The sequence below is a fragment of the Paraburkholderia lycopersici genome (assembly GCF_900096975.1).
Taxonomy (GTDB): Bacteria; Pseudomonadota; Gammaproteobacteria; order Burkholderiales; family Burkholderiaceae; genus Paraburkholderia; species Paraburkholderia lycopersici.
On sequence record NZ_FMYQ01000054.1, the window covers coordinates 1 to 13,435 of the forward strand.

Here is a 13,435-nt window from a genome sequence, read left to right on the forward strand (position 1 = left end):
TTTAAAGAGCATTCGCGAAACCCGCCGTACAACCACTCACTGCCCGGCGTTTTCTGCGTTGCTGCGTCAGCAGCAGAGAAACGAGATTATGAAGAATCTTTTTCGCTTCGTCAACCCCTTTTTTTAGCGTCACCGCCTGAAGGCTGCTGATCCCGCGACCGCCGGTTTCCGCGGCGGCCTTCACTCGCCCGACGTCCATCACATCGAACAGCGAAGGGGGCGAATCTTAACGCCCCGGCCGCCACGCCTGCAAGCCCTTTTCGTCGCTTCAATAAAAAAGAGGCGCCAGGTGCCCCTTCGAACGATCGCATCAGCGCTCATGTTTTCGGGTCACCGTTCAGCGGCCGCCTGAACATTGCCTTGCACGGCGGAGAAAGTTCATCGTAGTGCCGCTTCATACACGCCGTAATCTTCGTCTTGTTTGGAATTTCGCTCGCGCAGAAGTGAAACGCATCGCCGCGGCAAGCGTGTTCCTGCTCGTCGCGCGATTCGCCGCTGCTCGCCATCGCGAAGGTCAGGCCCACCAGCAATGCGCCCGCCTTCATTATGTGATTGAGCGGATTCGTCATGGCGTTCTCCTCGTGATGAATCATCCCGCGCCCTTGCAAGGGCCATTCCCGGCACGTCGCTTGCAGCACTTCGGGCAATTCTCACGATGAGGCGCTGCCCAATCGCAGCGGATACGGCATGAACCCATCGATCACGCGAATCATCGCGCTCTGTTCGGCCATGGCGCTACCCGGCCTCCCGTTCCCCGCCCGCGCGGACGACAGCGCAAGCCCCTGCGCCGCGCTCAAGCGCATCGTGGCGGCCGCACCGCATTTCGCTTCGCTGGGTCCCGACGACGGGCGCGCCGTCGCCCAACCCTACGGCGACGACGCGCAATGCACCACGAGCGCCGGCGGTTACCAATGCATCTGGAGCGCACGCGACGCAGGCTCGGGCACAAACGCGCTGGAAGGGGTGGGCGCCGATATCGCATCGTGTCTGCCTGACGCGACGCACGACGTGAACTCGCCGGGCCGCCAGCACTTCTATCTGGGGCCGCGCGGCAGCCGGACCGAGATCACGGCGCAGACCGAGGGCTCGGCACGTATGAAGCTGCGCGTCTCACATCAATAGTCGCGCCGATAACGGGATACGCTGACCGGCGCGAGCGAGCCGCCCCTCACGAGCCGGCCGCGCCACCCGAAGCCAGCCTCCGCCGCTTCGAGCCCGGCGCCCGCGAAGCGCCATGCCGACGGCCGGTGAGCACCGTCTGAACGATCACTGCGGCAAGCAGGAACGCGCCGCTCGCGAGGTTCTGATAGTAAGGGCTCAGCGTGCCGACCTGGTTGATCACGTTGTCGATCACGCCGAGCAGCAGCACGCCGGCCAGCGGACCGGCCATCGTCCCCACGCCCCCGGTGAGCAGCACGCCGCCGATCACGGCCGCCGCAATCGATTGCAGTTCGTAGCCCGTGCCCGCTCCGGACAAGCCCGAGTCGAGATGCGACGCAAGCAGCGCCCCGGAAAGCCCTGCGAGCGCGCCGGACAACCCGTAGGCGAGGATCTTCACGCGCTCGACGCGCACACCCAGCATGCGCGCCGCCTCTTCGTTGCCGCCAATCGCAAAGATCGCCGCGCCGAATCGCGTGTGATTGAGCAGCACCGCGCCGAGCGCGTACACGACGAGCAGCACCCAGATCAGATTGTTGAGCCCGAGCAGCGAACCATTCGCGATCCGCGCGAAGAAGCCGGGGTTGGCGATCAGCAGGTCCTGGCTCGCCAGCACGAGCGCCAGGCCCTTGAGCCCGAGCAGCGCGGCAAGCGTGACGATGAAAGGCGCCATACGCGCGCGGGCGATGAGAACGCCGTTGACCAGACCCACGGCAAAACCGGCCGCCACCGGCGCGAGCATCGCGGCGCCCCATCCATAAGGCGCGGCATAAGCGGCCAGCACCGTACCGAGCCCGACCATCGACCCGACAGAAAGATCGAAGCCGCCCAGAATGATGACGATGCTCTGCCCCACTGCGACCAGTCCGAGAAACGCGCCGTTCGAGACGATGTCGGCGAGGTTCGCGGGACGCAGGAAGTCGGGGAACACGATGCCCGCCACGAGCGCGACGACCACGAGCATCGCGATCGCCCCGCGCGACTGCACGAGCGCGATCAGTTGCGCGCGGCGATTGGCGCCCGGCGCGGCGGCTTGCGTCGAGTTTTGCATCGCGTCAGCCTCCTGAGCGTTGCAGATACAGCGCGACGACGATGAACACCGCCTTCAGGATCTGCGCATAGGTGAAGCTGATGTTGTTCATGATGAAGCTCGCGTCGAGCACCTGCAGCAGCAGCACGCCGAACACCGCGCCCACGATGGAGATGCGTCCGCCCGAAAGCGGTGTGCCGCCGATCACCGACGCGGCGATCGCATCGAGCTCGAAATTGACGCCGACGTAATTGGGATCGGCGGCGCCGAGACGCGACGAGGCGAAGACACCCGCGAGGCCCGCCAGCGTGCCGCTCACCGCATAGACGAGAAAAAGCGTGCGCCGCACCGGAATGCCCGCGAGAAACGCCGCGCCGCGACTCGCGCCCACGAGAATCGCGTAGCGCCCGAAAGTCGTGCGCCGCACCACAAACGCCACGACGACGGCGAGTCCGAGCGCGATCAGCATGACGACGGGCAGCGGGCCGAGCGCGCCGGCGCCGAGCAGATCGAACGCGGGCGCATCGGGCAAATTCACGCGCGAACCGCCCAGCATCGCCTGCGCGAGCCCGCGCGCGGCGACGAGCAACGCAAGGCTCGAAATCAGCGGATCGATTGCGAGCAGCGCCACGAGCAATCCGTTGCACAGACCGACCACGGCGCCCATCGCGACCGCGCCCGCGAGCGCGGGCCCCACGCCATATGGGAGGAACACGGCGATCGATGCGCTTGCGAGCGCCATCACCGACCCGACCGAGAGGTCGATGCCACGCGTCGCGATCGCAAGATTCTGGCCAAGCGCAATCAACACGATCGGCGCCGCTTCGAACAGCAGGCTGCGCGCCGCGAACGGGTTCGAAAACCCCGGTGTGACGGCGACGTTGAACGCCACGAGCGCGGCCAGCGCGAAGTACACGCTGTGCTCGCGCAGCACGGTGCGCCACGCATGGGCGCGCGGCGCGTCGCCGGACGCGGAGGAAGCCGTGCGGTTCGAAGCATTCGAGGGGCTCAAGCGTGCCTCGTTCGATTCAAGATTGGTCGACATCGGAGCGGTCGTCGTGGATTGTGGCTTGTTTGGCACAAAGGTGCTCACGTGTTGCCGGCGCCGTGGTCCGCTCCCGCGCCTGCGAGCACGGCGAGCACGTCGTCCGGGTGCGCGCCCGCCGTAGGCATGCCGCCTCCGGTCGCGCCTTCGTTGAGCACCACGAGGCGGTCGGTCAGCGCAAGCAGCTCCTCCATTTCCGATGAGGTCACCACCACGGCAAGCCCCTCACGCGCCAGTTCCTGCACGACGCGATGCACTTCCTCCTTCGCGCCGACGTCGATGCCGCGCGTGGGATCGTCGAGCAGCAGCACCGTCGGACGCGTCGAGAGACAGCGCGCGATCAACGCCTTTTGCTGATTGCCGCCCGAGAGCGTCGTGATCGGCGCGCCGGGGCCAGCCGTCTTGATTCCGAGCCGCGCGATCGACTCGCGCACGAGTTGCGCCTCCTTCGCGCGCGAGATGAAGCCAAAGCGCGAGATACGCGGCAGCAGGCTCGCGACGATGTTCTCGCGCACCGAGAGACGCGGAAAGATGCCTTCGGCACGCCGGTCTTCGGAGAGGAACGCGAGGCCGCGCCCGATCGAGCGCGCGGGGCTCGCATGCGTGAGCGCCCGGCCGGCGACGTCGACCTCGCCGCCGTCGGCCTTCTGTGCGCCGAAGATCGTCTTGAACGTCTCCGTGCGGCCCGATCCGAGCAGCCCGGCGAGCCCGACGATCTCCTTGCGGGCCACGCGCAGCGAAACGTCCCGCACGCGATTGCCCCATTGCAGATGCTCGACGCAAAGCGCGGGAGCGGCGTGGACGTCGAGCCCGGCGCTGCCCGAGCGCTCGGTCCACGCGTGTTCGCCCGCGCTCTCGCGGCCGAGCATCGCGGCGATCAATGCCGCGCGCGGCAGCTCGTCGGGCGTACCCGTGCGCACCACTGCGCCGTCGCGCATCACCGTCAAGCGATCGCACAGCCGGTAGCATTCGGAGAGCCGGTGGCTCACGAACAGCAGCGCGATGCCTTCGGCGCGCAGACGCTCGACGACCTCGAACAGCACGTCCACCTCCGCGCCGCTCAGGGCCGACGTCGGTTCGTCGAGGATGAGCACGCGCGCGCCCAGCGAAACGCCGCGCGCAATCGCCACCATCTGCTGCGCGCCGAGCCCGAGCGAACCGAGGCGCGCGGCGGGATCGACGGCGAGCCGGTAGCGCTGCACGATTTCGGCAGCGCGTTCGAGCATGCGCTTCCTGTCGATCAGGACACCGAACCGTTTTGGCTCGTGGCACAGAAAGATGTTGTCCGCCACGCTGCGCTCGGGGATCAGGTTGATTTCCTGATACACGGCGCACACGCCCGCGCCCTGCGCCGCGCGCGGGCTGCCGAACGCGACGCTCGCGCCATCGAGCGTGAGACCGCCCGCATCGGGCTGATGAAAGCCGGTGAGCACCTTGATCAGCGTGGACTTGCCGGCGCCGTTCTCGCCGACGAGCCCGTGCACCTCGCCCGCGCGCAGCGTGAGCGATACGTCGCGCAGCGCGCGCACCACGCCGAAGGTCTTCGAAACGCCGCGCGTTTCGAGCACGGCGGGAAGCGCGGTGGGATGGGCGGGGGTGTCGGCGCTCGTCGTCATCGTGCGTGCACGACTCAGTAGACCTTGCCCTGCGCAAGCGACGGTTGCGCGTTGGTCCTGTCGAAGAGCGCGTCGTCCATGATCTGCTTTTGCGGCACGGCCTTGCCCGCAAGGTAGTCTTCCAGCGACTTGAAGGCGAGCGGGCCGAAGCGCGGATTCGTCTCGACGTCGGCGGCGACGATGCCATTCGAGATATCGGTGACGATTTCCTTTGTGCCGTCGATCGAGACGATCTTCACGCCGTTAAGCTTGCCGGCCTGGCGCAGCGCCTTGATCGCGCCGACCGTCATCGTGTCGGCGTGGGTGTAGACGGCGTTGACGTCCGGATGCGCGAGCAGGATCTGCTCCATTACCTTTTGCGCCTCCGTCGTCGACCAGTTCGCGGTCTGCGCCGCGGCGATCTTCATGTTCGGGTAGGGCTTGAGGCCGTTCGCGAAGCCGTCCGTGCGCTGGCTTTCCACCGTATTGCCGTAGCCTCCCTGGATCTCGGCGATAACGGCATTGCCGCCGGTCGCGTCAGCGAGCGCCTTGGCCGCGCGCTCGCCCTGCTTGTAGAAGTCCGAGCCGAGGAACGTGATGAAGTCGGCGCAGACCGTGCCCGCCGTCTGCCGGTCGATCGTCACGACGGGGATGCCCTTCGCGCGCGCCTGGGCGAACGCCGGCTGCAGACCGGTGGAGTCGTTGGGCGCGACGATGAGCGCTTCGGCGCCCTGGTTGATCATGCTTTCGATGTCGGCGACCTGCTTGGCCTGGTTGGCATTGGCGTTCGTGTACAGCAGACGCTTCACGCCCGCCTCCTTCGCCGCGGCGCGCACCGAGGCGGTCTCGGTCGCGCGGAACGGATTCTGTTCATTCTCCGATTGCGAGAAACCCACCACCATGTCGCTCAACTTCTTGCCGCCCGGCTTGGGATTCGTGCAGGTCTCGCTGGAATTCGACTGGACTTTCTGTGCACCGGCGTCCGACTGCGCGTAAGCGCTCACGGCGAACGCGCTCGCAAAGCAAAGACCGGCGGCGATGAAGGCGGACTGGATTCGTTGATGACGCATGGCTGTCTCCGTGAATGACCTCGACGCGGCACAGGCAAGGTCCCGACCGCGATTGTTCTTGTCTTTCTTGATGCATCCGGCGCGGACGCCGGCACGACGCGCGACGTCATGCACCGGATTATTACGGCCACTGCTTCAACTAATATTAACAGTCAATTTTCCCCGATATTAATGAGGGTATTCACGGGGGAGACCGAGTTCGGCGCGCAGACCGAAGCGCGCTCGATGAGCGGCCCGTCGAGCTTGACGGTGCGGTGGCGCACCGGCGCGCCGGCGCTGCGGTTCTGCTCTTCCTGCAACAGCGTCTCGACGGCCCAGCGCCCGAGCTCGTAGTTGGGCAGCACGACCGTAGTGAGCGGCGGATGGGTATGGCGGGCGATTTCCTGGTCGTCGTAACCCATCACGGAAACGTCTTCGGGCACGCGCAGCCCGAGCTGCTTGAGCGCCTCGATCGCCCCGATCGCCGTCAGGTCGTTCGCGCAGAAAATCGCCGTGGGCGGATTCGGCTCGCGCATGAGCGAGAGCGTGAGCTCGAAGCCCTTGCCGGAGCTCCAGTCGCCGTCGCGCACGAGGCGCCCGTCGAACAGCAGGTCCGCGGTCGCGAGCGCCTGGCGATAGCCCTTCAGACGGTCCTTCGCGGCGTCCTGCCAGGTCTCGCCGTTGATGAAGCCGATGCGCGTGTGTCCCGCCTCGATCAGGTAATCGGTAGCCGTATGGCCGCCCGCCACCTCGGCCGGCACGACCGACGACAGCGCGTGGTCGGACGCATAGCAGTTGAGCAGCACGGCCGGCACTTTCAGCAGCGCGGGCGGCACCGCGACCTTGCGCGTGTAGACCGTCGCGTAGATCACGCCGAGCACGTTCGGCATGGACAGCGTTTGCAGCACGTGCTGCTCCATCTGCGCGTTGCCATGGGTGGAAAACACGGCCAGCAGGCAGCCGTTGTTCCAGGCGGCGTCGCGCGCGCCGTCGATGCTCACGACCGGGTGCGGGCTCGTCGAGACTTCGTCGGCGATATAGACGATCAGGTTGCGCTCGCCCGCCGGGGCGGGCGTCTGCACCGCGCGGATCGGCAACTGGTAGCCAAGCGACTGCGCGACTTCGTGCACCTTCTGGCGCGTCGCGTCCGAAAGCTTGGCGCCCACCGCGCCGTTGAGCACGAGGGAAACCGTGGATTGCGACACGCCCGCGGCCTTCGCGATGTCGGTCATGGTCGGGCGGCGCTGGGTCGATTTTTTCATCGGGTGTGAAGACGACTGCGGGAGAGTCTGCGCGGCGCGGCGGCGCGCACCGCTCGAGGCTGCGCTGCCGGGCCGAAGCGTAGCATTAATAATTTTGGGCTTCAATTGGAGTATGTCACCATTTTTCGCCTCCACAGCGAACTGTTTCAGAGACTATATTAACGCTTATTAGTAATAAAATGATCGCCCGGAGAAACCCCATTTGATTTCCCGACCGCCCCCCTCCCCGCCTCCGGACCTGCTATTCGACGCCGCCGCACTCGACGACGGCCAGCTCGTCACGCTCGCCCACGGCGATACGCGCGCGCTCGTCGCGCCCCATGTCGGCGGGTCGATCGCCGCGTTCTACGAGGCGGCGGGCGAAGCGCCGTCGTTCCACTGGCTGCGCCCAGCCACGCGCGCCGCCATCGACGCGCGCGATCCGCTCGGCATGGCGAGCTTTCCGCTGATGCCCTACTGCAACCGCATCCGCGACGGGCGTTTCCGCTTCGAAGGCGAGATGATCGACCTGCCGAGCGGCTCGGGCGCGCTGCGTCATGCGCTGCACGGCCACGCATGGCGGCGGCCGTGGACGGTCGAAGCGCAGACGGCCGACACGCTCACGCTGCATTTTCTGCACGAGCCGCACGACACTCAGGGCTCGCGCGGATCCGGCCCGCGCACCGGCACCGGCTGGCCGTTCCGTTACGAGGCGCGCCAGCATCTCACGCTCGACGCGCGCGGCCTTACCGTGCGCCTGTGGGCGCGCAACCTGGCCACGTGGCCGATGCCGTTCGGCCTCGGTCATCACCCGTACTATCCGCGCACGGCCGGCACGCGCATTGCCGCGCGCGTGCGCGCGATGTGGGAAATCGACGCGGAAGTCCTGCCGGTCTCGCTCAACGCGCACCCGGCCGTCGACGCGCTACAGGACGGCCTCGTCGTCGACGACTTCGATCTCGACAACAACTTCTCCGGCTGGCGCCGCGAGGCGTTGATCGAATGGCCGCACGAGGGCCAGCGCCTCGCGCTGCATGCGAGCGCGCCGCTCGACTTCTTCGTGCTCTTCAGTCCGCGCGGCCTGCCGTACTTCTGCGCGGAGCCCGTCAGCAACACGACGGACTGGCTCAACCTGCGTCACGCAGAAACCGTGCGGCGTATCGACGTGGGCGGCACCGTGCTTGCTCCCGGCGAAACGCTCGAAGCCCAGCTTGCCTGGCTGCCCGAGCGATCCTGAAGCCGCGGGCGTCGCTCAGCGGTTACCATTCCCGGTTGAAGCGCAAACCAGCAAACGCGGCTCGCCACAGCGCGCCGGCACAACGACAACCGTGTGGAAATCGCACCGGGCGCCAACGCTCCAGGTGCGACCGACAGGAGACAAAGCCATGGACCGCCCGCGCGCCGTCGACGTCCAGTCCTTCATCAACGACCATCCGTTTTCGCCATTCCAGTGGTTCATCTTCGCGATGTGCTTCGTCATCGTCCTGCTCGACGGTTTCGATACGGCTGCGATCGGCTTCATCGCCCCCTCGCTGCCTGGGGAATGGGGCGTTTCCAGGTCCGCGCTCGCGCCCGTGCTGAGTGCGGCGCTCTTCGGCCTCGCCTGCGGCGCACTCGCGTCGGGGCCGCTCTCCGACCGCCTCGGGCGGCGCACCATGCTGCTCGGCTCGGTGCTGGTATTCGGCGTGACCTGCCTCGTCTCGGCGTTCTCCACCAGCATCGGCGAGCTCACGTGGCTGCGCTTCGTCACCGGCGTCGGCCTCGGCGCCGCCATGCCGAACGCGGTCACGATGATGGGCGAATTCTGCCCCGACCGGAACCGCGCCACTGTGATCAATCTGATGTTCTGCGGCTTTCCGCTCGGCGCGGCCTGCGGCGGCTTTCTCGCGGCATGGATGATTCCGCATTTCGGCTGGCGCAGCGTACTCGTGCTCGGCGGCGCGACGCCGCTCGTGCTCGCCGTGCCGCTGTTCCTGCGCATGCCCGAATCGGCGCGCTACATGGTGGCGAACCATCGGCCCGCCGCGCACATTCGCGCCGCGCTCGCCCGCATCTCGCCCGACGCAGCGCACGCGCAGGTGTTCACGATGAGCGAGCACGTCCCGCAAACGCCGGGCAAAGGCCTCGGCGTCGTGCTCTCGCCGATGTACTTCGTCGGCTCGGTCATGCTGTGGGTCGCGTATTTCATGGGGCTCGTGATCTTCTACGCGTCGATCAACTGGATGCCGCTGCTGCTCAAGGATTCCGGTCTGACGGCCTCGAGCGCCACGCTGATCTCGGCGCTCTTCCCGCTTGGCGGCGTGGGCGCCGTGCTGAGCGGCATGCTGATGGACCGCTTCAACGCGAACCGGATCATCGCGGCATGCTACGCGCTCACCGCGCTCTCGGTGTGGCTCATCGGCCAGGCGGCGGGCAACGTGGCGTTGCTCGTACTCGTGGTATTCGCGGCTGGCGTGCTCATGAACACGGCGCAATCGTCGATGCCAGCGCTCGCCGCCGCGTTCTACCCCACCCAGGGGCGCGGCACCGGCGTGGCCTGGATGCTCGGCATCGGCCGCTTCGGCGGCATTGCGGGTTCGTTCCTCGTGGCCGAACTCACGCGCCGGCACTTCACGTTTGCGGGTATCTTCGCGACGGTTGCCGTCGCCGGTCTTCTTGCCGGCGCGGCGCTGCTCGTCAAGCAGGCCGCGCGGCCGAAGCCGCAAGCTGGCGCTCCGGCGGCGGCAAAGACGGAATCGTTCGGGCACTGAAGCCCGTTCCCGCGGCGGATGGCGGCGCAATCCGCCGCGGATTCAGCCGCCGAGCGCACCGAGGTCGAGCGTATGCGAATGACCGATCCATAGCGCGGCGTCGCGGTGGTCGCGCAGGGCATCCGACGTATTCGGGTGCATGAAGACATCGAGCGAGCCGTGGTTGAGCGTGAGCCATTCGACGACAGCCACGAAGCGCTCGCGCGGAATGGCAAGCTGATACGACCACATCGGATGCGGCCCGACCGGACGCTCATGAAAGCGCCCGATCTGCACGATATCGCCGAAACGGGCTTCGATCGCCTCGCGCAGGGTCCAGGCGGCATCGCGCGTCGCCGGGTCGAAGTAGATGTGCGCGTGCCAGCTCGCGATATCGGCGGGATCAAGGTCGTTCATGGCGGGTACGAGGTTGCGGTGAAGGCGGGGCAATCATTGTCCATCGAATCGCCCGCGCCGCGCAGGCCCGCGCGCAACGCGCGCTTCAACGCGCGCCGTTCGAACAGGTGTCGCCCACCATCAGACGCACGATCTCGTCGCCGTCGGTTTCGGCCACGCGCCGCTCGCCCGCGACCTCACCGCGCCGCAACACGACGACGCGTTCGGCCACCGCGAAGATGTCGTGCAAATTGTGCGAGATGAGAATCACGGCCACGCCCTGCGCCTTGAGCGCGCGTATCAGCTCCATCACCTTGCGCTGCTCGGGTACGCCAAGCGCCGCGGTGGGCTCGTCCATGATGAGCACGCGCGCGTTCCAGTAGATCGCGCGGCCAATCGCGATGGCCTGGCGCTGACCGCCCGAGAGCATTTTCACGGGCCCCGCGAGCTTGCGCGCGGGAATCGCGATATCGAGCCGCTCGAGCATCTCGCGCGCAACCCGCGCCATCTGCGGCCGATCGATCACCTGGAAGCCGAATAATCGCCGCACGGGCTCGCGGCCGAGGAAAATGTTGCTGCCGACGTCGAGATTGTCGGCGAGCGCGAGATCCTGATAGATGGTCTCGATGCCCTGCGCTCGCGCGTCCTGCGGGTCGCGCAGTTGCAGCGGACGGCCTGCGAAATGCAATTCGCCCGCATCGGCGCGATACACACCCGACAGGATCTTGATGAGCGTGGACTTGCCCGCGCCGTTGTCGCCCGCGAGCGCAAGCACCTCGCCGGGCATGAGCCGCAGCGAGACGCGCTTGAGCGCCTCCACGCCGCCAAAGCGGATCGAGACGTCACGCGCTTCGAGAACCGGCTGCGCGCCCGTGCTGTTCATTGCGCGCCTCCGAGCCGTTCCTTGTACTGGTCGATCAGCACCGAAAGAATGATGACGATACCGACCACGATGAATTGCCAGAACGCGTTGACGTCGACGAACACGAGCCCGAATTCGATCACGGCGATGATGAGCGCACCGATCAGCGTGCCGACGACGTTGCCCGTGCCGCCGAACAGACTCGCGCCGCCGATCACGACTGCCGCGATCGAATCGAGGAGCATGGGTTCGCCCGCATTGGCCGCGCCCGCGGCGAAGCGCGCCGTATAGACGATGCCGCCCACCGCCGCGAAGGCCGCCGCAATCAGATAGATCGCGAACAGATGCCGACGCACGTCGATACCCGCGCGCACCGCGGACTGCGGATTGCCGCCTATCGCATAGGTGTACTGACCGAAACGCGTCTGCGAGAGCACGAAATGCATGACGACGAGCAGCACGGCCGTGAGTATCACCGGCGTCCAGCCGCTACCGAGCCACGCGAGCCCCGCGTTGTTGACGGACACGGTCATGCCGCTGCCCGCGGCGAGAAAGCCCGCGCCTCGCGCAACGCCATACATGCCGAGCGTGCCGATGAAGGCGGGCACGCCGAGCCTCGCAATCAGTACGCCGTTCACGAAGCCCGGGATCAGGCACACGACAATCGTGAGCGGAACCGACATCAGCAAGATCCACGGCGAGCCGCCGCCGGGAATCGTGAACTGCGCGACGCACACGGCCGCAAGGCCCATCACGAAGCCCACAGACAGATCGATGCCGGCGGTGACGATCACGAAGGTCTGACCGATGGCGAGCAGGAGCGGCGCGCTCGCGGCAAGGCCGATCGACTGCAGGTTGTACGCGTTGAACACGAACGAGCGATGCGCCGAGACACGCGCCCACGCCTCAAAAAAAACCAGCAGCGCGCCGAGAAAGAGCCACGGCCAGACCTTGCTGACGAGCGCGAGCCGATCGAGTCGTTTGTCGTTCATGTGGGCCGATTCGACGGACTTAATTGGAATAGATGTACTGCTTGATCTCCGGCTTGTCGATATTCGACTTGTCCAGCACGACGAAGCCCGTGCCCTTGTAGGTAGGAATCGTCTTGCCGTGGATGGCGTCGTCGGCGAACTTCACGGCGTAGTAGCCCATCTGGTCGGGAAGCTGCGCAATGGCGATATCGACGAGACCGCTCCGGATCTGCTCGTCGATGCCCGGCACGGCGTCGAACACGACGACCTTCACCGCGCCCTGCTTGCCCGCGTTCTTCACGCCCTGCGCCGCGCCCGCGCCCGAAAACGTGTTGGCGCCGAACACGCCCGCGAGATCGGGATTGCGCGCGAGCACCGCTGCGACATGCGAAGCGGCGCGATTGGCGTCGTCCTCGTTGTATTGCGTCTCGAGCACCTTGATTCCGGGGTGCCGCTTCATCTCTTCCAGGAAGCCCTGTGCACGCGCATCGGTGCTGGAAATGCCCGGCTTGTTGTTCTCGCAATAGACGGTGCCGTTGTCTCCAATCGCCTTCGCGAGCGCGTGCGCCGCCACACGGCCGCCTTCCAGGTTGTCCGAAGCAATGTACGAGAGCGGGAAATCGGCGTCGCCCTTGCCGGTTTGATAGTGGCCGTCGCCGATATAGGTGTCGACGGTAATGACCTTGATGCCGGCGTCGGCCGCCTCCTTGAGCGGGCCGATGAGCTGCTGCTTGTCGACCGGCGAGACGAGCAGCACGTCGGGATGCCTGGCGATGAACGCCTTGAGGATCGGCACCTGCTCCGTGGTGTTCCAGGCCTTCGGCACCTGGAAGAGCAACTGGATGTTCTCTTCCTTCGCGGCGCGCTCGGCACCGCGATGCATCGTGAAGTAGAAGGGATCGGTAACGCCGGGCAGGAGCGCGACGACAGGATGCGCCGCATCCGCGCGGGCCAGGCTGGGCAGTGTGGCAAGCGCACCGGCGGCGATCGTGGAAAGAGCCATCAGACAACGGAGTGCGGTTCGCAGCATGTTTGTCTTCCTCCAGGTAAGTGCGACGCACGGCGCCCAATCTTCCCGAGGCGACGACGCCCGGCAGCAGTGGCTCAGTATACTGACGCACACTGTTACCGGGCCTGGTGTTTTCCTGCACTCCTTTCTACGTTTATGCGCTTCAAATGCAGGCATCCCGATTTGTGGGACGACTGATCATTTCATTGCAGGAACAACCGGTACGCCGGATTCTGCGTCTCTTCCCAGTGCGGATACCCGAGCGTGGCGAGGAAGCGTCGGAACCCGGCGTCCTCGGCCGCGGGCACCTGGATGCCCACGAGAATCGAGCTGTAGTCCGCCCCCTGGTT

General features: G+C 66.5%; 14 protein-coding genes. 3 read left to right on the forward strand and 11 right to left on the reverse strand.

The genetic code is table 11. The features are described from left to right. Positions 1–317: 317 nt before the first annotated feature. Positions 318–545 (reverse strand): hypothetical protein, encoded by a 228-nt coding sequence (locus BLU17_RS31520; RefSeq protein WP_092006529.1) that lies wholly within the window; start codon positions 543–545, stop codon positions 318–320. 142 nt (positions 546–687) lie between these two features. Between BLU17_RS31520 and BLU17_RS31525 the strand changes: the two genes are divergently transcribed. Then, complete coding sequence (locus tag BLU17_RS31525) at positions 688–1,122, forward strand: hypothetical protein (protein ID WP_092006496.1); 435 nt, start codon at positions 688–690, stop codon at positions 1,120–1,122. A gap of 46 nt (positions 1,123–1,168) precedes the next feature. Here the strand turns inward: BLU17_RS31525 and BLU17_RS31530 are convergent, their stop codons facing one another. The 5 genes from BLU17_RS31530 to BLU17_RS31550 form a co-directional block, all read right to left on the reverse strand. Then, on the reverse strand, positions 1,169–2,209 hold the full coding sequence (locus BLU17_RS31530; protein WP_092006499.1) for an ABC transporter permease: 1,041 nt from the start codon (positions 2,207–2,209) through the stop codon (positions 1,169–1,171). Positions 2,210–2,213: 4 nt separating this feature from the next. After that, positions 2,214–3,233 (reverse strand): ABC transporter permease, encoded by a 1,020-nt coding sequence (locus tag BLU17_RS31535; RefSeq protein WP_092006502.1) that lies wholly within the window; start codon positions 3,231–3,233, stop codon positions 2,214–2,216. Positions 3,234–3,277: 44 nt separating this feature from the next. Beyond that, the gene (locus tag BLU17_RS31540) at positions 3,278–4,849 is read right to left on the reverse strand and encodes a sugar ABC transporter ATP-binding protein (protein WP_092006505.1); all 1,572 of its coding nucleotides are present in this window, start codon (positions 4,847–4,849) and stop codon (positions 3,278–3,280) included. Positions 4,850–4,863: 14 nt separating this feature from the next. Then, complete coding sequence (locus BLU17_RS31545; protein WP_092006509.1) at positions 4,864–5,898, reverse strand: ABC transporter substrate-binding protein; 1,035 nt, start codon at positions 5,896–5,898, stop codon at positions 4,864–4,866. 152 nt (positions 5,899–6,050) lie between these two features. Further along, complete coding sequence (locus BLU17_RS31550) at positions 6,051–7,139, reverse strand: LacI family DNA-binding transcriptional regulator (protein WP_092006512.1); 1,089 nt, start codon at positions 7,137–7,139, stop codon at positions 6,051–6,053. Between the two features lie 202 nt (positions 7,140–7,341). On the opposite strand from BLU17_RS31550, the gene BLU17_RS31555 reads away from it, so the two are divergent. Together BLU17_RS31555 and BLU17_RS31560 are read left to right on the forward strand one after the other, a co-directional pair. Then, positions 7,342–8,355, forward strand: coding sequence for an aldose 1-epimerase (locus BLU17_RS31555; RefSeq protein WP_342713894.1), 1,014 nt, complete (start codon positions 7,342–7,344; stop codon positions 8,353–8,355). Positions 8,356–8,503: 148 nt separating this feature from the next. Continuing rightward, complete coding sequence (locus BLU17_RS31560; protein ID WP_092006514.1) at positions 8,504–9,868, forward strand: MFS transporter; 1,365 nt, start codon at positions 8,504–8,506, stop codon at positions 9,866–9,868. 42 nt (positions 9,869–9,910) lie between these two features. On the opposite strand, the gene BLU17_RS31565 is transcribed toward BLU17_RS31560, so the two are convergent. The 5 genes from BLU17_RS31565 to BLU17_RS31585 all read right to left on the reverse strand — a co-directional run. Beyond that, positions 9,911–10,264, reverse strand: coding sequence for a DOPA 4,5-dioxygenase family protein (locus BLU17_RS31565; RefSeq protein ID WP_092006517.1), 354 nt, complete (start codon positions 10,262–10,264; stop codon positions 9,911–9,913). Between the two features lie 85 nt (positions 10,265–10,349). Further along, the gene (locus BLU17_RS31570; protein ID WP_092006520.1) at positions 10,350–11,126 is read right to left on the reverse strand and encodes an ATP-binding cassette domain-containing protein; all 777 of its coding nucleotides are present in this window, start codon (positions 11,124–11,126) and stop codon (positions 10,350–10,352) included. Next, positions 11,123–12,097 (reverse strand): ABC transporter permease subunit, encoded by a 975-nt coding sequence (locus BLU17_RS31575; protein WP_092006523.1) that lies wholly within the window; start codon positions 12,095–12,097, stop codon positions 11,123–11,125. Before BLU17_RS31575 ends, BLU17_RS31570 begins: the two co-directional genes overlap by 4 nt. A gap of 19 nt (positions 12,098–12,116) precedes the next feature. Then, positions 12,117–13,106: an ABC transporter substrate-binding protein gene (locus tag BLU17_RS31580; protein WP_218137066.1), complete on the reverse strand. Its 990-nt coding sequence runs from the start codon at positions 13,104–13,106 to the stop codon at positions 12,117–12,119. Positions 13,107–13,288: 182 nt separating this feature from the next. Next, positions 13,289–13,435 (reverse strand): hypothetical protein (locus tag BLU17_RS31585; protein ID WP_143189396.1); only part of this gene is annotated, 147 nt, incomplete at its 5' end.

What these genes read in the sequence shown, in the direction of transcription:
- BLU17_RS31520 (WP_092006529.1), bottom strand. Translation starts at nt 545, where the DNA reads ATGAAGGCGGGCGCATTGCTGGTGGGCCTGACCTTCGCGATGGCGAGC.
- BLU17_RS31525 (WP_092006496.1), top strand. Translation starts at nt 688, where the DNA reads ATGAACCCATCGATCACGCGAATCATCGCGCTCTGTTCGGCCATGGCG.
- BLU17_RS31530 (WP_092006499.1), bottom strand. Translation starts at nt 2,209, where the DNA reads ATGCAAAACTCGACGCAAGCCGCCGCGCCGGGCGCCAATCGCCGCGCG.
- BLU17_RS31535 (WP_092006502.1), bottom strand. Translation starts at nt 3,233, where the DNA reads ATGTCGACCAATCTTGAATCGAACGAGGCACGCTTGAGCCCCTCGAAT.
- BLU17_RS31540 (WP_092006505.1), bottom strand. Translation starts at nt 4,849, where the DNA reads ATGACGACGAGCGCCGACACCCCCGCCCATCCCACCGCGCTTCCCGCC.
- BLU17_RS31545 (WP_092006509.1), bottom strand. Translation starts at nt 5,898, where the DNA reads ATGCGTCATCAACGAATCCAGTCCGCCTTCATCGCCGCCGGTCTTTGC.
- BLU17_RS31550 (WP_092006512.1), bottom strand. Translation starts at nt 7,139, where the DNA reads ATGAAAAAATCGACCCAGCGCCGCCCGACCATGACCGACATCGCGAAG.
- BLU17_RS31560 (WP_092006514.1), top strand. Translation starts at nt 8,504, where the DNA reads ATGGACCGCCCGCGCGCCGTCGACGTCCAGTCCTTCATCAACGACCAT.
- BLU17_RS31565 (WP_092006517.1), bottom strand. Translation starts at nt 10,264, where the DNA reads ATGAACGACCTTGATCCCGCCGATATCGCGAGCTGGCACGCGCACATC.
- BLU17_RS31570 (WP_092006520.1), bottom strand. Translation starts at nt 11,126, where the DNA reads ATGAACAGCACGGGCGCGCAGCCGGTTCTCGAAGCGCGTGACGTCTCG.
- BLU17_RS31575 (WP_092006523.1), bottom strand. Translation starts at nt 12,097, where the DNA reads ATGAACGACAAACGACTCGATCGGCTCGCGCTCGTCAGCAAGGTCTGG.
- BLU17_RS31580 (WP_218137066.1), bottom strand. Translation starts at nt 13,106, where the DNA reads ATGCTGCGAACCGCACTCCGTTGTCTGATGGCTCTTTCCACGATCGCC.